This window comes from Thermosporothrix sp. COM3, assembly GCF_059696735.1.
On sequence record NZ_AP019376.1, the window covers coordinates 2,984,872 to 3,000,884 of the forward strand.

Sequence of the window (16,013 nt, forward strand, 5' to 3'; positions counted from 1 at the left end):
CAGGCATTTTCGCTTCCCGAGGAGAGAACACGCTAAGGCGCTTCCGGTGGTGTGTTAACGATCGGAATCGTTGTTTGCTTCTTCTTCCTGCCTGTGTTTTAGCGCTTCCTTCAGCCATCGGGGCGCTTTCTCGATTGGTGCTGCTTCTCTTCTCGCGTCAGGCGCTTAGCCCGCTCATACTGCTGTTGCAAGGAAGGGACGTTATACTCCTGTCGTTCGGCATCGGTGGTCGCGGGGTCTACATCCCAGAGGCGATAGCGCGTGCCATTCGAGGTAAATTGCGTGCCGTATTTTTGCGGTTTCCCTTGATACATCAGCCAGCGATCCAGCGAGGCGGCAATAAGCCAGCGGGCCCGCGCAAAGCCCAGCGACGCGGACTTCTGCGCCAGCTCGTGTGCTTGCCAGATGTCGTCAAGCGTCTCGCCATGCTGAAAGATCATCGCGGCATGATAAAAGTCTTCTGGGGCCTGTAGCGCTCCTTGCGCAATCAATTCGGTCACACGTTGGCGTCGTTTTGCGTCGTTTTCGCGTAGCTGTTTGTACGCGGGAGTGCCGAACTCAGGATGCTGTTTGCGCTCTGCCTGATCCGTCTCAAAAAGGGATTGTAGCTCCTGGTGCATGCTTTGTCTCCTTCTTTCCATAGAGATGCCAATACATCACAGATGCCATTTCCTTATTTGAGATTATATCATGTATCCTCAGGGGAACTTGTGGTAGAATGCTATCTCCGATTGATGCCGCTGGGAAGAAAATAGAGTGGAATTATGGCTCGAACAGAGTGAGCATCATTGGGATGTGCATAGCTATACGATGCTGCTCCCGCTGTCGACAGCGACGATTCGCCGAATGCAGGCCGCGATCAAACCGTATCCTTTTGAGCGGCTCTATGCTGCCTGGTTTGGTCGCGACATCAAAGCGAATGCAGCGGCGGTAGTGCAGCGCAGTGAGGTGCTTGAAGAGGCCCGGTAACAATCGAGAGCGGGTGAAGCGGGGCAATCCGTTCACCTGCCCTTAACAAACTATGCCAGATTCCGCACATATGTTCCCATCTCCATGAGTACCTGCAAGATATGCTGTACCATCTCTGAGTGCGAGAGCCCCTTTTTATCAAGACACCACTTGATTGCGGTGCCGCAGATAGCCCAACTCATCGCGGTGGCGATCGTTTCCCTCCGCACTCCGGGATCGGTTATGGCGGTTTGTTTGAGCCAGCGAAGCAGGATCACCTCGACCTCTTCCTGTACGATTCGTTCCACTTTGTAGAGGTTATCCGGGTCACAGCGGCTATAAAACTCATTCAGAAAGCCAAGCACTATGCCGATCACCTGGCGCAGATTGTACTTGTCTCCCTGCGCCGATGCGGGGAGCTTGCTTGTGATGGCATCCTGAAACAGTTGCCGCAGCGTTATGTCCAATAACATGTACTTATCAGTAAAGTGTGCGTAAAAAGTGGCACGATTGATCGTTGCTCGCTCCGTGATATCCTGCACGCTGATAGAGGAGAACTCTTTCTCCTGCAACAGTTCCAGAAATGCCTGCTGTAAGAGCTTCCGGGTTCGCTTCACCCGCGGGTCCATATGTTTGTCTCCCTGTGTCATCATTTTCCCTGACTTTCACAACATGTGTACGCCTTTGTTGTCTATGCGACAGAAATGCTCATTTGCCCCTTGAATGCCTCGTCCATGACGCGGTAGTATTATAGCGAACACGCGTTGTCTATGCAACACCTGTTGTGAAAGAAATTGAAGAGGAGAAAGCATTGTATGTTCAAGATAGCGATTATTGTTGGGAGCACGCGCCCATTTCGGAACTCAGAGACGGTTGCCAACTGGGTCTATGAGATTGCGAGCCGCCGAACCGATATCGCGGTTGAACTGGTTGACCTTAAAGAATTTAACCTGCCGCTGCTGGATGAGGTGCGGCCCGCTGTAACCGGGTTTTATGAGAAACCCCATACAAAGGCCTGGTCTGCCAGAATAGCGCCCTTCGATGCCTACATCTTTGTGACTCCCGAGTACAATCATGCGCCTCCTGCCTCGCTCAAGAACGCGCTTGATTACCTGTATCGCGAATGGAACAACAAGGCGGCAGGCTTCGTCAGCTATGGGGCTGCCGGCGGGAGGCTTGCGGTCGAGCAGTTGCGGCTGATTATGAGCGAATTGCAAATCGCGGATGTACAGGCTCAGGTCAGCCTCTCGCTGCGCACAGACTTTGAGAATTACACAATGCTGAAGCCACGTTCCCATCAGGAGGCAGCGGTCAACATGATGCTTGATCAGCTTGTTGCCTGGGGGAATGCACTTAAGCCGTTGCGCAAGATATCCGCAGAAATTGTTCAGTGATTGGAGAAAGACATGAGTATCGTAACCGTGATTGAACCGATTGAGGCTCCCGAGGGACAGGAAGCGCTGGTACGGGAGCAGTGGCAGAAGATGAGTGCAGCGCTGGCGCACGCGACGGGTTTTCTCGCCTCGCGGCTGTATGAGGTTGACGACGAGGTTGAAGCGCGACTGATATCCGAGTTGAACTTTCAGTGGCTCAGGGCGCGGCCCGCTGGCAGAGCGCGTTTTCGCTTTGTGCATATCGCAGAATGGGAATCTCTGGCCCACTATAACGCGGCCACGCAGCGAGAAAGAGGTCTCTCGTTTCCCACCTATCCGGCTGTCTATCATCTTCATAGCGGAGCCTCCGAGCCAAAGCTGACCACAAAGAGCGGTCAGACCTTCTCACTGATAGCGCTCTTTGAGGTTCCCGCGGGACAGGAGGCCATTTTACGGCAGCAGTGGCAGACTATTGTTGAGGGTATGGGGAAGGTAGAGGGGTCTCTTGGGCCCGGACTGTACGAGCGGGAGCCTGTTGAGGAGGTTACAAGCCTGCTTTCGTCCCATCCCATTTCCGGCACGGATATTCGCTTTGTCAATGTCGCAGAGTGGGAATCGCTGGCACACTACGGAGCCGTTATTCGCTCGCGTCGCCACGTAGAGCCAATCACATTCCCCAATCATTCCGCATATTATCATGTGGTCGCGGAAAACTATGCAGCAAAAGGGGAAATAAAGCGCTGGTCGGAAAGCAGCAAAATGAGGAGATAATCATATCCTTTCAGGAGAAAGTGGGAATATGACATCAGGAGCTACGATCCTGATAAAGGGCACTGTTCGCGCTCTGAGAGCAGTGCGAAGGGGGCTCGCCAGGCCTGAAGCACTCGTGTACGGCTTGCGTGACCGGAAGCGGACGGGGCTTCTCACTTCACTGCATAGGTGTGGAGGTTGCTTGTATCAAGTGTGTACAGGCAACCTTCATTCAAAGAGGAAGCCGTCATTTCAGTCAAAGGGGGCTTGTTTTTCTCGCGCCAAAATTGTATACAATAAGAAAGAAATTGTATACAATCGGAAAAGGGAGAGCCCATGTTTGCGACCGGACTTCGTTGTTTTCGTTGTGGTCGGGTACAGCCGTTTACGCCGTCTGCGTACCTCTGCCCGCACTGTGGGGCGGCTGATGATGATCCCGGGATTCTGGATGTTCTCTATGACTATGACGCGATCGCTCCCGCTTTCGAGCAGGAGAGGGAGAAGCAGCGGCCTGATCTGTTCCGTTTCCTGCCCCTGTTGCCTGTGAATGCGGTGGGGCCGGTGCTCCCTGCTGGAGGAACGCCCCTTGTGGCTGCGCCGCGTCTGGCTCAGCGTCTGGGGCTGGCGCAGTTGTATCTGAAAGACGAGACGCGCAATCCTACCCGCTGCCTGAAAGATCGAGCGACCGCCGTCGGGGTCACGATGGCTCTGGAGCAGGGGTACAGGACGCTGTACTGTGCCTCGGCGGGCAACGCCGCGATTTCGCTGGCGGGCTTCTGTGCGCATCTTGGCCTTGCCTGTCAGGTCTTTGTGCCGCATGCTGTGTCCACAACGCGTTTGCGCTGGTTGCAGCGTTACGGAGCAATCATTCATATTTCGGATGGCGACTACGATCAGGCATACGCTGAGGCCGAGGCGGCAGGGCAGGAGCAGGGATGGTATAGCCGCAATTGTGCCTGTAATCCATTTCTGGTCGAGGGGAAGAAGACCGTCGCGCTGGAGATAGGCGAACAGCTTCACTGGCAGGTTCCTGATATGGTGGTTGCTCCTGTGGGAGATGGTTGTACACTTGGGGCGATCGGAAAGGGCTTTCGTGAATTGCGGCGTCTCGGGCTGACCGATCGCCTTCCGCGCCTGCTCGGAGTTCAGGCGGAAACAGTTCAACCAGTCGTCAGCCGCTATCATGGAGTGAAGGCCGGTGCAGATTGTGGTCCGACTGCTGCCGCCTCGATTGATGTAAAAAAGCCGCGAAACTACCTGCGCTTGCGTGCCGAGCTGGATGCCAGTTCTGGCAGTATGCTTGCCGTGTCTGATGCCGAGATGGAAGAGGCTCGGTGCCTGCTGGCCTGCGAGGCCGGACTTGTCGCTGAACTGACCTCTGCGGCTTCACTGGCGGCACTGTTCCAACTGGCAAGGCAGGAGTCACTTCAGGGGAAAACCGCGGTTCTGGTTATCACAGGAGGGAGAAACGATGGCGATTCGTAATGTGCTACAACTGGGCGATCCGGGGCTGCGCGTGGTTTCGGAGCCTGTTGCCGATCCCGGGGCGCCAGAGATTGCGGCGCTGCTCACCGATTTACAGGATACTCTGACACATTGGCGGACGACCACAACCTATGGACGCGGCATTGCTGCTCCTCAGATTGGTGTTCCCTTACGTGTCATATTCCTGCATCTGGAACAGCCCTGGCCGCTCATCAATCCAGCTATTATCGCGCATAGTGAAGAACAGATGGTGGTCTGGGACGCTTGTCTGAGTTTCCTCTGTATCTTCTGTCAGGTCTGGCGTTATCAGCAGGTTGATGTACGCTATCAGGATCTCCAGGGTGCATGGCACACCGTGCATGCGGAGGGCGACCTTGCGGAACTCTTGCAGCACGAGATAGATCATCTGGATGGTATACTCGCTCTGGATAGAATGACAGATATCAGGACGATGTGCACACGTGAGGAGTTTGAAAAACGCTATCGTGAGCGAAGTCCTTATGCTCGTTAGAGGAGATATGGAGACGATTGGACAGCGCCGCCCTCGGCGTGAGGAAGTGCGCGAACTGATACTTGAACGGCTGCTGAAAGGCGAGCTTGCGCCCGGGAGCCGCGTGAAAGAAGTCTGGCTGGCAAACGAGCTCGGGGTGAGCCGTACCCCTTTGCGAGAAGCGCTCTTTCGTCTTGAGCAGGAGGGGTTTGTGCGTGCCGATCCCGCTCGTGGGTTTACAGTGGTTCCTCTTACGGCGCGTGAGGTGCGAGAAATCTACCCGATTATCTGGACGCTTGAGTGTCTCGCCCTGCGCACCGCGGGTCTGGTGCATGCCGAGCAGTGCGCCGAGCTGGAACGCCTCAATGCCGAACTGGCAGAAGAGGCGGAGGTATCACAGCGACGTATCGAGCTGGATACACGCTGGCATAGAACCCTGTTACAGCACTGTCCCAATGGGCGGCTGCTGAGGCTGATCGACGCGCAAAAGCAGGTGGCCTACCGCTATGAATGGGCCTTTATGCGTGAGACCGAGGTGATTCCAGTTTCGGTACAACAACACGCTGAGATCATCGAGGCGCTACGACAACAGGATCTAGAACGAGCTGTTGAGGTGCTGGAAATGAACTGGCGATCCGGTATGGATATGCTGTTGCAGCGGCTTGACTGGCTCTAGTATTCGCGTGCGTATGATGGACGTCGTTCAATGTGATGTTGTGGCTCTCTCTTTGGTTGGGAAATCGAAGGGAGAGCCTTTCATATTGGTAGAGACGGCTCAACAGGCAGAAACAGAAGCCTCCTCGCTTGCATCGACCTCGCTTTTTTGATTACAATCTGAATATAATTTAGCAAATGTTAAACTGTTTAATCCTTAAAGTGAGAGCTGAGAAGCGGCGTGCCCATGCCGAAGGTGTCTCTCACTTTCTGGTATACCCATTGTCCTTTGCAAGTCTGCTTGCTATTTCTGGTGTGTATAGAGAGGTCCATGATGCAACCCACCACGCAAAGGCGGAAAGCCTTCATTCTTTTGTTGCTCTGTGGCTTGCTATGCTGTCTTGTTCTCAGCGCTTGCGGCGATCCTGTTTCTCCTGAGACGACTACGCTGCCGAAGCCGACGCTCGTCTATACCGGTAAAGACTTCACCGTCAAATATCTGCAAGGATGGTCACAAGAAGAGAACGCGAACAGGCGCCTGGTGGCTTTCCATTCCACTCCCGATAAAGATATGTACGATGCTCGCACCGATAGCACAATCACCATCGGAAGTGTTGATACTACAGCGACAGCACAGCAGTTCATTGAAAAGCAGCTCCTCGATCTCAAAACGCAACTGAAGGATTTTCAGCAGGTCCCGACGGCAACAACGGTTACGATTGCGGGCAAAGAGTGGCAACAGCGAAGCTATACGGCAACAACGCAGGCATTGAATGGGAGTGATGTCACGCTCAAAGCGGTAATGCTGGTGACGAAGCTTCCCGATCAGCGTGTTTTTCTGGCTGCCTGCGGCTCCGCACAGAGCGCCTTTGAGCAGTATCAAAAGCAGGTCTTTTTGCCGATGCTTGACACGCTGACGATCAAGAACGGGTGAGGGAGGGAAGGACGGGGCAGGTGGGCCACCGTAAAGAGAGGCATTGCGAGAAAGATCCTGTGCTCTGCCAGCAGGGGGGACGGTGGCTCTGCCCGGCGTTCAGTGAGCGAGATCGTTCTTTTTCAGACGGTCTTCGAGCTCTTGCAGGTCGGTCACGAACCAGAGCTGATGGCCCTTGTTGGCCTCATATACAAAGTCACGAAACGAGCGGCTCTGCGCGACATAGGGCGAGATATCGCCGAGAATCGCAACGCGAAAGCGATAGTTCGCGAATTTCTGGATGATCTCTCCTGCAAGCCGCGTCTTGAGCTCGAAGAAATCTTCTGTCAGCCGTTCCACCGGAATCAGGATCAGTTGGGCGCGAGTGCCCCATGTCTCTCCGATCAGATCCAGCGCATCTTGTTCGCTTTTCAGCTTTTCTCCCTCTGGAGCGCAGACGAGCGCTGGCACGCCTTGTATGGTAGTCACTGTGTCGGTCATATTCTCCCCTTGAAAATGATGTAGAAAATCTCGCTTCTTCGGCTTAGATCCTCTCTTGAGGAGCGTAACACATGACCTTTGTTCGGGTCAATCAACTGATCTGCAAAAAGGCGCGAAACGAGGCATACATTGCCCCTCATTCCACGACGAGACAGGGCGCCAGCACTGGCAATGTGCAACGTTCGCGATTCCTCCATCGTGTCTATGCATACAGACGCTCTTACAAATACACTTTCTAGCTCTCATCCATTTTGGGGAGGTTTTCAATGTCGCAGGAGCAGAAACAATTTCCAGCACAGCAGCAGCAGCCTCACGGCAGTGAAGCAAAGATGACGCCGCGTCCCGAGACAAAGGGCCACGAGTATCGAGCCAGCGGCAAGTTACAGAATCGGGTAGCGCTGATCACTGGCGGTGATAGCGGTATCGGGCATGCGGTTGCTGTGCTCTTCGCGAAAGAAGGAGCCGACGTCGCGATTGTCTATCTTGATGCGCATGAGGACGCGAAGCGAGCTGCTCACGATGTCGAAGAGGCAGGGAGACGCTGCCTGCTCATTGCTGGCGATGTCGGAGATGAGCAGTTCTGTCAGCACGCGGTACAACAGACCATCTCCACTTTCGGGAAGCTTGATATTCTTGTAAACAATGCCGGTGAACAGCATGTCAAGAGCAGCGTTGAGGAAATCAGCTCCGAGCAGTTGGAGCGCACATTCCGCACAAACATCTTCTCTCAGTTCTATATGACGAAGGCAGCGTTGCGACATCTCAAGGCCGGAAGCGCGATTGTCAACACAACCTCTGTCACGGCCTATCAGGGAGCGCCCCAGTTGCTTGATTACTCCGCGACGAAAGGCGCAATTGTCGCTTTTACTCGCTCTCTTTCAAAGGGGCTTGCTGAGAAAGGCATCCGCGTGAATGCGGTGGCTCCCGGCCCCATCTGGACGCCGCTGATCCCGTCTACATTCCCGCCTCAGCAGGTTGAGTCGTTTGGTTCTGATGTGCCGCTCAAGCGGGCCGGACAGCCAGAAGAGGTTGCACCCGCCTATGTGTACCTTGCCTCGGATGACGCTTCCTATATGACCGGGCAGGTACTCCATGTGAACGGCGGTACCATCGTCAATGGATGAGAAACAAGGGAAAGCTGTGACGCGTTCATTGCGTTGGTGCTTGCCCTTTCAGAGCCGGGAGAGCGGGCTGTCCTTCTATCGGGAAGGATGAACTCGCGTCCTGGCTCTTATTGCTGATGCTCTTGTGCTTTGCGCTCGTTGAGCACCTGCACATAGTGGGCGTTCTGCATAATGCCGAGAATGTTGCCAAAGGGATCGACCACGGAAGCGGTGATAAAGCCTTCTCCTCGTGTGGTGATATCCTGATAAAGGGTTGCTCCCATATCGAGGAGTTTTGCCAGCGTCGCCTTGATATCGTCAACATGCCAGTAGATGATTGCGCCTGCCGGGCCCTGCGTTGCGCCGGGAGGGGCATAACGGCTATCAATGATGCCGAACTCATGCTGATAGTCCCCGAGACGAAATTCGATATAGCCGGGCACGTGAAAGTATGGCTCAGTGTCCAGAAACCTCGTATACCATTGTTTGGCTGCTTCCAGATCGGCGGCATAGAAATTGACAGTCGCAAAACCCCGTAAACGTGTACCGTTGCTCATAAATACTATTCCTTTCGTGGCTCTTCTCACTTCGTTGTTTTCAGTATACTATAAATTGCGGACAGAAACGGTCCTTTTCTCAAAGGTTCTGTCCATAACAGGGGACGGATCGCAAAACAGCAAGGCTCCTCCGGGAGAGGGTGAATCAACAAGAAAAAACACTCATCTGGAGGAGGAATCTTTCATGTCCCTTCAAGTATTGTGTGATTCATCGCCCTCGTGAATGGGGAGCTCCAAACACATCGTGAACGGTCACGTCCAGCGGAGTGCATGGATTTCTACCGTCGGCACGGTTCAGTTTCCTGTGCAAACTATACAAACAGGGTCTCAAACACTGCATGCTTGCTTCCAATCTGCTCGATCCTTTGCGCTCACAAGGTTGGTGAATCATACATTCGCTGACTTGCCCGCGATAGAGGGTATTGAGGCTTCTCGCTTATTGGTCTGCCTGTTTGGGGGACAAATGGCTCTTGTAGCTCTGATCTGATTTCGATATGCTAAGAGCCATGTTCGGATTTGATGAGTCGTCGAATGGAGGTTGTTGTGCATTATCATCTTGTTGTTGATAAGCAGATTTTTGAACAGTTCCCTGAGTATCAGGCGCTTATTGTGTATGTGGAGGGAATCCAGAATTTCCCTTCGACTCCGGAGAGCGAGGCGCTTCTGCGTGCCGCTGAACAGCAGTGTCGCTCTACCCTGACACCGAGCACAGTGCTTGAGCATCCGCATATCGCGGCATGGCGTGATGCCTATCGCCGCTTCGGAGCGAAGCCGAAGAAGTATCCGAGTTCGGTGGAAGCCTTGCTTATGCGAACTGTAAAAGGTGATGACCTTCCCCTCATCAATGGGCTGGTTGACCTGTACAATATGCTGAGCCTGAAGTATGTGTTGCCGATCGGGGGAGAGGATTGGAGTAAGCTGACGAGTGATCTCCATTTGACCTATGCCCGCGGCGATGAGCCATTTCAGACCATGCAGGCAGGACATGAAGAGGTCACCTATCCAGACCCGGGAGAGGTGATTTGGGTTGACAGTACCGGGGTGACCTGCCGACGCTGGAACTGGCGACAATGCCGCCGTACTCGCTTGACGGAAGAAACCCAGAACGTGTATTTTGTGCTGGATCGCCTTGCCCCGTATCCGACAGAGACGCTGCTGGCTGCCGGCGATGAGTTAAAGTCCTATTTGCATCGCTGGTTCCCTGATTGTACTGTCTCCACTGAATTGCTCAAGGCATAAAGCCCTGCTCAGCGGATCTCAGGTTCTTGACGTTGTGCTGTGGAAAACGGGCCTTGTCAGCCCATATGATAGATCAGCAGGAAAGAGAGGAGAATAGCCCTCTCTTTCCCCATGTTCCGGTTATGCCTCAGGCGGGTAGCTCCAGATATTGAGCTGGTTTCCGTCGGGATCATAGAAGGAGAAGAGGCGAAGGCCTTCGGTGAAGCCATACAACGGAGAGGGGGCAAGGCCCTGCTCACGACAGAACTGATGTGCTTCTTCGATATCTTCGGTGAAGAAGTAGGGCCGAGCGAGCAGCGGTGTTTTTCCGTGGAAGGCGTCGGCGGGCAGCTCTTCTATCCAGAACTCACCCTTGTCGATACCCATAAGTGCCCTGCCGTCATCCGGGGAAGACTTGAGAACCCCCATATTGAAATAGTTCGTGTACCACTCGATCGCTGCTTGCAGGTTGCGGACCCCGAAGCGTGGCAGGCCGTAGCCGCAGAATAATGATGTGCTTTCCTTCTGCGTCTCACTCGCAGTGACTGTCAGGCGGATGCCTTCCAGATCATAGAGATCGAAGCAGGGGAGCCGGTCCGGGCCTGTCGTGATCTCTGTGACCCGGATGCCTGCCTGTTGTAGCTTCTCACGTGTCGCGGCGAGGTTGAGGGTTGCGAGACAGAGACGGACATTGGCTTCCCGTGCGCCCTCGATCTCCTCACCCCAGACATTGATCTGTGTTCCGCCTCGAACCTGTACCAGCGGAATGGCGTTCTTGTCGCCAAACGCAAGCAGAGTTTGCCCCTCTTTCTCACTGCTCCATAAAACATGCATGCCGAAATGACGGCAGTACCAGTCAACTGCTTCCCCCATATTGTGTACGCCTATATGACCGCCCTCAAAACGTAGAAAACGTGGCATATCTTGCCCCCTGTAGAAATAGAGATTCTCCTGCATAAGGAGTCTCTTTTCTCTTCTTTTTGATGGGAGCAGAAATGGTAATCAAGGCGCTGCTCATCTCGTTTGATAGCAGGCTTATACAACAAGCGGCGCGGCTGTCATGACACCGACTGCCAGCACAACGAGAATAAATCCGATGATAGCAAATCGTCGAGCCCGGGTATTGTCTCCTGTTCCGGGGATTGCCAGAATGGCTGGACGTAGTGCTCCATCGCCAAGACCGAGCAGCACCAGCGCGATCACAAACCCTGTAATAATGAGGCTTCCCCATGCGCTTCCGAAGAGATGCGGGAAGCCACGGGTCCTTGTGATGAGAATAAGTCCGAAGCCCATTGTGAGGGTTCCTGTATAGGTAAGAACCCGAAGGGTTGTGACTGCCAATCGTGTGAGTACTTCGCTTGCTCCTTTGCCGATGAGCGGGATGATAACAAATGCCAGCAGCGCATAGCCGCCTACCCAGAGTGTAGCCGCTGCAACGTGCCCATAACGTATCAACCAGGAAAAGAACATGCCTACCCTTGCTCCTTCCAATCATTGTGGTGCTCTTCCTGTAAGATAGAAGGTGTATCGCTCTTCTGTACGCTCCGCTCTCGAATCGATCGATGAATGAGCCATTCACCGACGAATGCGCCCGGTGGGCCGGCTGTGAGTAAAACAGCGAGCGGAAACCACCATTTCCAGAGGCCATCAAGTGCCCCTACGCTCACGATGGCAAGCAAGAGAAGGTAATTGATACCATGCAGCGGGCCCAGAATATGGACTATCTCGCGCTGCCCCGTGAGCGCTGCTGTGACAAGCGCGATCAGGAGTACAAGATCTGCCAATGCTGCCAGGCGCACAATGTGCATGCGACGAGCGATGCGGTCAGGGTGCTGGATTGCGTTCATCACTGCTGGCCCTCTTTCTTCGTGGAAGGTCGAGTTCCGGTAACGGCTGAAGCAGGTCGTTTCCCTGCCTTTGCTGTCCCGGCATGGGTGTCTCCGGTCACATCGAACATGCGATGTAGACGCATCGGCTTTGTGTTTGACTGCTTCCATGTAAGCCGGTTGCACTCAAGAAGCTGGTCTATCAAAGGTACGCTTTCTCCCTTGTCCTGTGCGATCCCTTCAACAAGACCTTCCTTTTCGGTAAGTTCCGGAACGACAGCTTGTACACTGAGGGAGGTGGGAATGCTGATGTTCCAGGTGTCTATCTGTGCCATATTTTTCCTCTCATTCCATGCGTCGTTACAGTGAGGCTACTCCCTCTTTGCGCCAGACTGTGCCACGTCGCTCAAACTCGAAAAGCGTTTCTACCTCATGCGCGATGTGTGGCCCGAGCACGCGTTCAAGCAGATAGCAGCCGAGGTCGAGACCAGATGTGACGCCGCCTGCGGTCACCAGATTACCATCATCAACGACGCGTGCCTGTATCGGGATTGCTCCGCTTGCCTCCAGGGCACGCATGCCCTGATGGTGGGTTACTGCGGGACGGCCTTCAAGCAATCCGGCCATTGCCAGTGCCAGCGAGCCGCCACAGACTGTCGCAACGATAACCCCGGATCTATCGAGCGCTTGCTTGATCAGTGTTGGAAGGTTCGTTTCTACCGCGCGAGCGAGTAGAACGGGAATGGTATCAACCTGACTCCCATCCTCGGGCTCGTTGAGCGGTCCTGCTGCCCCTGGCACAATGATGATATCGGCTTTTTCGGGATCAAGCATGGCTGTTGCATGCAGAACAAGGCCTCCTGATCCGCTGACGACCTCACGTGGTCCTTCCGCTGAAACCAGTTCTACGGAGAGCGCATCAAGGGCGGCCTTTCCTCCTGCCCAGAGCGTTTCATAGGGGCCGATCACGTCAAGGGGATCAAAGCCGTCAAACAGCACGATTTGGGCGTGTAGCATAGGAGAAATCCTTTCATCTCGCTGTGTCAATCTTCATCATCTCTACTATAGAGCCTGCTCTTCTGACTGAACAGTGGCGAGATAGACAGAAACCGCCGGAATCAAGCCAAAGAGAACTGGTATTTTCCGGATGTTGTCAGATAGAACGGGCAGATGATATAGTGGAGGCATGCATACAATCGCTATTCTTGCTCTGGCTGGAGTGATCGCATTTGATCTGTCCATGCCGCTTGAGGTGTTCGGGCGAACGCGTTTGCCAGATGGACAGCCCGCGTATGAGGTGTGTATCTGTGCACCCTCAGCCGAGGTTGATGCGGGAACATTTACGCTGCGTGTGCCGCGAGGATTAGATTTGCTGACCGAAGCCGATACGATTATCCTGCCTGGTCTGGCGGTTCCAATTTCTCCCCTGCCTGATGAGGTGATGCTTGCATTACATAATGCGGCAGCCCGAGGAGCCCGGATCGCGTCTATCTGTGCGGGCGCGTTTCTTCTGGCGGAGACGGGGCTGTTGGACGGACTGCGGGCTACGACCCATTGGGCGGCAGCAGACGCGTTAGCAAGACGCTATCCCCGGATAAAGGTTGATCCCAACGTGCTCTTCGTCGATAATGGACAATTTCTGACTTCTGCTGGAGCTGCTGCCGGATTTGATCTGTGCCTGCATATGATTCGGCAGGATTATGGGGCCGCGGTCGCTGCTGATGCCGCCCGAGTATCAGTGATGCCGTTAGAACGCGACGGAGGGCAAGCACAGTTTATTGTGCATGAACCCCCTGCGCCAGATGGAATAACGCTCGAACCGGTGTTACGCTGGATGGAAGCGCATTGCCATCTTGATCTCAAGCTAGAAGATATCGCGGCTCAGGCGATGATGAGTACCCGAACCCTCAGCCGCCGTTTCCGTGAGCAGACAGGCACAACGCCGTTGCAATGGCTGAATCGCGCGCGTGTCTATCGAGCACAAACCTTGCTGGAAACGACTGACCACCCGATTGAATGGATTGGCTGTCAGGTTGGATTCGGGTCTGCAACTCATTTTCGCGATCAGTTCAAGCGGCTTGTTGGTATTAGTCCCCAGGCGTACCGTCACGCTTTCCGAGGGACGGCAGCACTCCGCTGACCGATCACATCATTCTGGCCCTGTTCCTTCTGCTTGTGTCGCTGTGAGCCTTCAACCCGCGCTTGACCCCCGATAACGTACTTGCTGCGAAGTCTGCCGCATCATGTGTAGATGGGATGGCAATCACTCTGTGCCAATAAGAGTCCGCTATTGGTCTGCGTTGAAGAATTCCACCAGAATGGGGGCAAGCGCTTCAACGTCAACTTCATGGGTTTGATGTTCCAGGGTTTGGTGCTGTCCTTTGGGGATAGCGCGGGCCAGGGTGACCGCAGTGGCGTGCATGAATGAGAACTCGCTTGCCCCTCCATCCAGTACAAGCGTTGGAATAGTGATGCGGGCTGCCTTCTCAAGGGGAAGTGAGGCATCCTCTCCTAAAGCTGCTGCATCATATGCCAGCGTAGGAGCCACTGCTTCCCACATCGGCCATAACGGATGCTGATGCATGCCTTCGAGCATCTCAGGGGGCATGCCCAGTAATGTCATAAAGAGTCCCACAGCATCGCCTCGGCTTCCTTCTGCAAGCACATGCTGCAATTGCTTCCTGTAGTTTCTCCATGCCATTCGGGCGGCTTCATCAGAGTTATATGGGGGCTCGTATAGAACCAGCTTTTTGATCGTCTTATCAGACGAGACGGCTGCTTCCAACGCAAGGGCAGCACCCGAAGAGATACCGAAGACAAATGCGGAACCTCCTGCTTCAGCGATGAGGGCGTCAATGTCTTCAATCTCGCGCTCAACTGCATAGGGAAATGTATCTGTGCTGTCCCCTCGCCCTCGACGATCATAATGGAATACGGTGAAGTGCTGTGTGAGCAGAGGATGAACTGCGAGTCGCGAGGTTTCTGAGTCCATTGCTCTTTGCTCGAATGCTCCGCCCACAAGAAGAAGGGCCGGCCCTCTTCCTGATTGGTCGAATGCAATCGTTGTGCCATCTGCTGATTGAACTGTCTTCATCAAAGGTGTCCTTTCAACGCATTGTAGAGGACGAATCTGTGATCCGGAGGAGCACACAAATGAAGGTGGCTGCACTGTCAGAATAGCTTTAGCACTGACAGTACAGCCACACTGGCAGATGAATGCTATTTACCCTTCACCAGCTTTTCCAGAAGAGCCGCCAGCTTCTCATAGGCCGAGTGAACCCCTCCTTCCATGCCCTGGCTGAGCATAAGGTCACGGTCTGTGACTGACTGGAAAACGCTCTGAGAAGTGAGCCGTGTTTTCTCTCCGGGTAGCTCTTCAAAGCGTACTGTTTCCAGACACACGTGTCCCTTTTCCGGGATCCCTTCAAATTCAAAGGTATTAATGATCAGTTCGGGTGCGTGGACCATATGATAGACGCCATGAAAACCATAGATTTCCCCATTCGTGTCGGTGTGGGTGTAGCGCCATGCTCCATTATCTCTCGGTTCAAAGGTCTCAAGAGTCATGCTGTATTCCTTTGAACTGAGCCATTGGACATACAGTTCAGGATCGGTGAAGGCGCGAAAAACGAGTTCTCGTGGAGCATCAAATGTGCGTTCAATAAAGAACTCCTGTTTCCCTGGTTCCGCAATAACACGTGTTTCATGGGTTGTCATGGTGGCTTTTCTCCTTCATTTGCGCTTTCTCTTTTTCGAGCAAACGGTCAAGCGCATCAAACCGCTCACTCCATTGCCCTTTTGTGCGCTGAACCCATTGTTCGAACTCTGTCAGTGCTTCCGGGTTAAGGCGGTATACATGCTTCTGAGCGTGTTTTTCCATCTGTACCAATCGAGTCTCACGCAGGACCTTGAGATGCTGTGAGATCGCCTGTGGACTCGTGGAAAACTGCTCATAAATCGTTGTGGCCGGTAATTCGCCACGACGAGCAAGAAGTTCCAGAATCGTTCTCCTTGTTGGGTCAGCCAGTGCAACGAAGATGTCCATGTCTTTATTATACGGCATATACTTAATTAAGTCAAGTCTTTATAAAGCCAATTTTTGATAAAGTTTCGATAGATGTAGCCGGGAGGGATATTCATGTGCTGGTTACCGAGCAAGGGGGAGGATTGTTCGCCTTGCTCGGCTCTTTGCTGT

22 protein-coding genes are annotated in these 16,013 nt (G+C 53.8%); 10 read left to right on the forward strand and 12 right to left on the reverse strand.

Features of this window, described 5'->3' with window-relative positions:
• Positions 1-110 precede the first annotated feature (110 nt).
• Positions 111-620 (reverse strand): DUF6624 domain-containing protein, encoded by a 510-nt coding sequence (locus KTH_RS12915; protein WP_497619120.1) that lies wholly within the window; start codon positions 618-620, stop codon positions 111-113.
• Positions 621-756: 136 nt separating this feature from the next.
• Between KTH_RS12915 and KTH_RS12920 the strand changes: the two genes are divergently transcribed.
• A complete protein-coding gene (locus tag KTH_RS12920; RefSeq protein WP_497619124.1) occupies positions 757-969 on the forward strand; it encodes a hypothetical protein in 213 nt (70 codons plus the stop codon).
• A 50-nt stretch (positions 970-1,019) separates the two neighbouring features.
• On the opposite strand, the gene KTH_RS12925 is transcribed toward KTH_RS12920, so the two are convergent.
• Positions 1,020-1,601: a TetR family transcriptional regulator gene (locus KTH_RS12925; protein ID WP_497619126.1), complete on the reverse strand. Its 582-nt coding sequence runs from the start codon at positions 1,599-1,601 to the stop codon at positions 1,020-1,022.
• Between the two features lie 162 nt (positions 1,602-1,763).
• Here KTH_RS12925 and KTH_RS12930 point away from each other — a divergent pair, with 162 nt between their 5' ends.
• The 6 genes from KTH_RS12930 to KTH_RS12955 all read left to right on the forward strand — a co-directional run bounded on the left by KTH_RS12930 (position 1,764) and on the right by KTH_RS12955 (position 6,634).
• Positions 1,764-2,342, forward strand: coding sequence for an NADPH-dependent FMN reductase (locus KTH_RS12930; RefSeq protein ID WP_497619128.1), 579 nt, complete (start codon positions 1,764-1,766; stop codon positions 2,340-2,342).
• 12 nt (positions 2,343-2,354) lie between these two features.
• Positions 2,355-3,092, forward strand: a complete 738-nt coding sequence (locus KTH_RS12935; RefSeq protein ID WP_497619130.1) for a hypothetical protein — start codon at positions 2,355-2,357, stop codon at positions 3,090-3,092.
• A gap of 315 nt (positions 3,093-3,407) precedes the next feature.
• Entirely contained in the window at positions 3,408-4,556 is a 1,149-nt protein-coding gene (locus KTH_RS12940; RefSeq protein WP_497619132.1) for a threonine synthase, read from the forward strand.
• Positions 4,543-5,067, forward strand: coding sequence for a peptide deformylase (locus tag KTH_RS12945; RefSeq protein WP_497619134.1), 525 nt, complete (start codon positions 4,543-4,545; stop codon positions 5,065-5,067). The genes KTH_RS12940 and KTH_RS12945 overlap by 14 nt, the downstream gene beginning before the upstream one ends.
• Before the next feature lie 7 nt (positions 5,068-5,074).
• Positions 5,075-5,722 carry a GntR family transcriptional regulator gene (locus KTH_RS12950; protein ID WP_497619136.1) on the forward strand — a complete coding sequence of 216 codons (648 nt, stop codon included), beginning with the start codon at positions 5,075-5,077 and terminating at the stop codon, positions 5,720-5,722.
• Positions 5,723-6,031: 309 nt separating this feature from the next.
• On the forward strand, positions 6,032-6,634 hold the full coding sequence (locus KTH_RS12955) for a hypothetical protein (protein WP_497619138.1): 603 nt from the start codon (positions 6,032-6,034) through the stop codon (positions 6,632-6,634).
• Positions 6,635-6,733: 99 nt separating this feature from the next.
• On the opposite strand, the gene KTH_RS12960 is transcribed toward KTH_RS12955, so the two are convergent.
• The gene (locus KTH_RS12960) at positions 6,734-7,114 is read right to left on the reverse strand and encodes a DUF4180 domain-containing protein (RefSeq protein WP_497619141.1); all 381 of its coding nucleotides are present in this window, start codon (positions 7,112-7,114) and stop codon (positions 6,734-6,736) included.
• 266 nt (positions 7,115-7,380) lie between these two features.
• Between KTH_RS12960 and KTH_RS12965 the strand changes: the two genes are divergently transcribed.
• On the forward strand, positions 7,381-8,238 hold the full coding sequence (locus KTH_RS12965; protein WP_497619144.1) for an SDR family oxidoreductase: 858 nt from the start codon (positions 7,381-7,383) through the stop codon (positions 8,236-8,238).
• 107 nt (positions 8,239-8,345) lie between these two features.
• Here the strand turns inward: KTH_RS12965 and KTH_RS12970 are convergent, their stop codons facing one another.
• Complete coding sequence (locus KTH_RS12970; RefSeq protein ID WP_111325076.1) at positions 8,346-8,774, reverse strand: VOC family protein; 429 nt, start codon at positions 8,772-8,774, stop codon at positions 8,346-8,348.
• 519 nt (positions 8,775-9,293) lie between these two features.
• Between KTH_RS12970 and KTH_RS12975 the strand changes: the two genes are divergently transcribed.
• Positions 9,294-10,013: a B3/B4 domain-containing protein gene (locus KTH_RS12975; protein WP_497619146.1), complete on the forward strand. Its 720-nt coding sequence runs from the start codon at positions 9,294-9,296 to the stop codon at positions 10,011-10,013.
• A 120-nt stretch (positions 10,014-10,133) separates the two neighbouring features.
• Here the strand turns inward: KTH_RS12975 and KTH_RS12980 are convergent, their stop codons facing one another.
• From KTH_RS12980 to KTH_RS13000, 5 genes are all read right to left on the reverse strand, one after another.
• Positions 10,134-10,913: a VOC family protein gene (locus KTH_RS12980; RefSeq protein ID WP_497619148.1), complete on the reverse strand. Its 780-nt coding sequence runs from the start codon at positions 10,911-10,913 to the stop codon at positions 10,134-10,136.
• A 114-nt stretch (positions 10,914-11,027) separates the two neighbouring features.
• The gene (locus KTH_RS12985) at positions 11,028-11,462 is read right to left on the reverse strand and encodes a hypothetical protein (RefSeq protein ID WP_497619150.1); all 435 of its coding nucleotides are present in this window, start codon (positions 11,460-11,462) and stop codon (positions 11,028-11,030) included.
• A gap of 2 nt (positions 11,463-11,464) precedes the next feature.
• Positions 11,465-11,839: a DUF3817 domain-containing protein gene (locus tag KTH_RS12990; RefSeq protein WP_174843949.1), complete on the reverse strand. Its 375-nt coding sequence runs from the start codon at positions 11,837-11,839 to the stop codon at positions 11,465-11,467.
• Positions 11,839-12,153: a hypothetical protein gene (locus KTH_RS12995; protein ID WP_497619153.1), complete on the reverse strand. Its 315-nt coding sequence runs from the start codon at positions 12,151-12,153 to the stop codon at positions 11,839-11,841. The genes KTH_RS12990 and KTH_RS12995 overlap by 1 nt, the downstream gene beginning before the upstream one ends.
• A 25-nt stretch (positions 12,154-12,178) precedes the next feature.
• A complete protein-coding gene (locus KTH_RS13000; RefSeq protein ID WP_497619155.1) occupies positions 12,179-12,835 on the reverse strand; it encodes a DJ-1/PfpI family protein in 657 nt (218 codons plus the stop codon).
• A 169-nt stretch (positions 12,836-13,004) separates the two neighbouring features.
• Here KTH_RS13000 and KTH_RS13005 point away from each other — a divergent pair, with 169 nt between their 5' ends.
• Positions 13,005-13,958, forward strand: a complete 954-nt coding sequence (locus KTH_RS13005; protein WP_497619157.1) for a GlxA family transcriptional regulator — start codon at positions 13,005-13,007, stop codon at positions 13,956-13,958.
• Between the two features lie 147 nt (positions 13,959-14,105).
• Here the strand turns inward: KTH_RS13005 and KTH_RS13010 are convergent, their stop codons facing one another.
• From KTH_RS13010 to KTH_RS13020, 3 genes are all read right to left on the reverse strand, one after another.
• On the reverse strand, positions 14,106-14,912 hold the full coding sequence (locus KTH_RS13010) for an alpha/beta fold hydrolase (protein WP_497619159.1): 807 nt from the start codon (positions 14,910-14,912) through the stop codon (positions 14,106-14,108).
• Positions 14,913-15,037: 125 nt separating this feature from the next.
• Complete coding sequence (locus KTH_RS13015; protein WP_497619161.1) at positions 15,038-15,535, reverse strand: SRPBCC family protein; 498 nt, start codon at positions 15,533-15,535, stop codon at positions 15,038-15,040.
• Positions 15,522-15,863: an ArsR/SmtB family transcription factor gene (locus tag KTH_RS13020; RefSeq protein ID WP_497619163.1), complete on the reverse strand. Its 342-nt coding sequence runs from the start codon at positions 15,861-15,863 to the stop codon at positions 15,522-15,524. Before KTH_RS13020 ends, KTH_RS13015 begins: the two co-directional genes overlap by 14 nt.
• Between the last annotated feature and the right edge of the window lie 150 nt (positions 15,864-16,013).

What these genes read in the sequence shown, in the direction of transcription:
- KTH_RS12915 (WP_497619120.1), bottom strand. Translation starts at nt 620, where the DNA reads ATGCACCAGGAGCTACAATCCCTTTTTGAGACGGATCAGGCAGAGCGC.
- KTH_RS12925 (WP_497619126.1), bottom strand. Translation starts at nt 1,601, where the DNA reads ATGATGACACAGGGAGACAAACATATGGACCCGCGGGTGAAGCGAACC.
- KTH_RS12930 (WP_497619128.1), top strand. Translation starts at nt 1,764, where the DNA reads ATGTTCAAGATAGCGATTATTGTTGGGAGCACGCGCCCATTTCGGAAC.
- KTH_RS12935 (WP_497619130.1), top strand. Translation starts at nt 2,355, where the DNA reads ATGAGTATCGTAACCGTGATTGAACCGATTGAGGCTCCCGAGGGACAG.
- KTH_RS12940 (WP_497619132.1), top strand. Translation starts at nt 3,408, where the DNA reads ATGTTTGCGACCGGACTTCGTTGTTTTCGTTGTGGTCGGGTACAGCCG.
- KTH_RS12945 (WP_497619134.1), top strand. Translation starts at nt 4,543, where the DNA reads ATGGCGATTCGTAATGTGCTACAACTGGGCGATCCGGGGCTGCGCGTG.
- KTH_RS12950 (WP_497619136.1), top strand. Translation starts at nt 5,075, where the DNA reads ATGGAGACGATTGGACAGCGCCGCCCTCGGCGTGAGGAAGTGCGCGAA.
- KTH_RS12955 (WP_497619138.1), top strand. Translation starts at nt 6,032, where the DNA reads ATGATGCAACCCACCACGCAAAGGCGGAAAGCCTTCATTCTTTTGTTG.
- KTH_RS12960 (WP_497619141.1), bottom strand. Translation starts at nt 7,114, where the DNA reads ATGACCGACACAGTGACTACCATACAAGGCGTGCCAGCGCTCGTCTGC.
- KTH_RS12965 (WP_497619144.1), top strand. Translation starts at nt 7,381, where the DNA reads ATGTCGCAGGAGCAGAAACAATTTCCAGCACAGCAGCAGCAGCCTCAC.
- KTH_RS12970 (WP_111325076.1), bottom strand. Translation starts at nt 8,774, where the DNA reads ATGAGCAACGGTACACGTTTACGGGGTTTTGCGACTGTCAATTTCTAT.
- KTH_RS12975 (WP_497619146.1), top strand. Translation starts at nt 9,294, where the DNA reads ATGAGTCGTCGAATGGAGGTTGTTGTGCATTATCATCTTGTTGTTGAT.
- KTH_RS12980 (WP_497619148.1), bottom strand. Translation starts at nt 10,913, where the DNA reads ATGCCACGTTTTCTACGTTTTGAGGGCGGTCATATAGGCGTACACAAT.
- KTH_RS12985 (WP_497619150.1), bottom strand. Translation starts at nt 11,462, where the DNA reads ATGTTCTTTTCCTGGTTGATACGTTATGGGCACGTTGCAGCGGCTACA.
- KTH_RS12990 (WP_174843949.1), bottom strand. Translation starts at nt 11,839, where the DNA reads ATGAACGCAATCCAGCACCCTGACCGCATCGCTCGTCGCATGCACATT.
- KTH_RS12995 (WP_497619153.1), bottom strand. Translation starts at nt 12,153, where the DNA reads ATGGCACAGATAGACACCTGGAACATCAGCATTCCCACCTCCCTCAGT.
- KTH_RS13000 (WP_497619155.1), bottom strand. Translation starts at nt 12,835, where the DNA reads ATGCTACACGCCCAAATCGTGCTGTTTGACGGCTTTGATCCCCTTGAC.
- KTH_RS13005 (WP_497619157.1), top strand. Translation starts at nt 13,005, where the DNA reads ATGCATACAATCGCTATTCTTGCTCTGGCTGGAGTGATCGCATTTGAT.
- KTH_RS13010 (WP_497619159.1), bottom strand. Translation starts at nt 14,912, where the DNA reads ATGAAGACAGTTCAATCAGCAGATGGCACAACGATTGCATTCGACCAA.
- KTH_RS13015 (WP_497619161.1), bottom strand. Translation starts at nt 15,535, where the DNA reads ATGACAACCCATGAAACACGTGTTATTGCGGAACCAGGGAAACAGGAG.
- KTH_RS13020 (WP_497619163.1), bottom strand. Translation starts at nt 15,863, where the DNA reads ATGGACATCTTCGTTGCACTGGCTGACCCAACAAGGAGAACGATTCTG.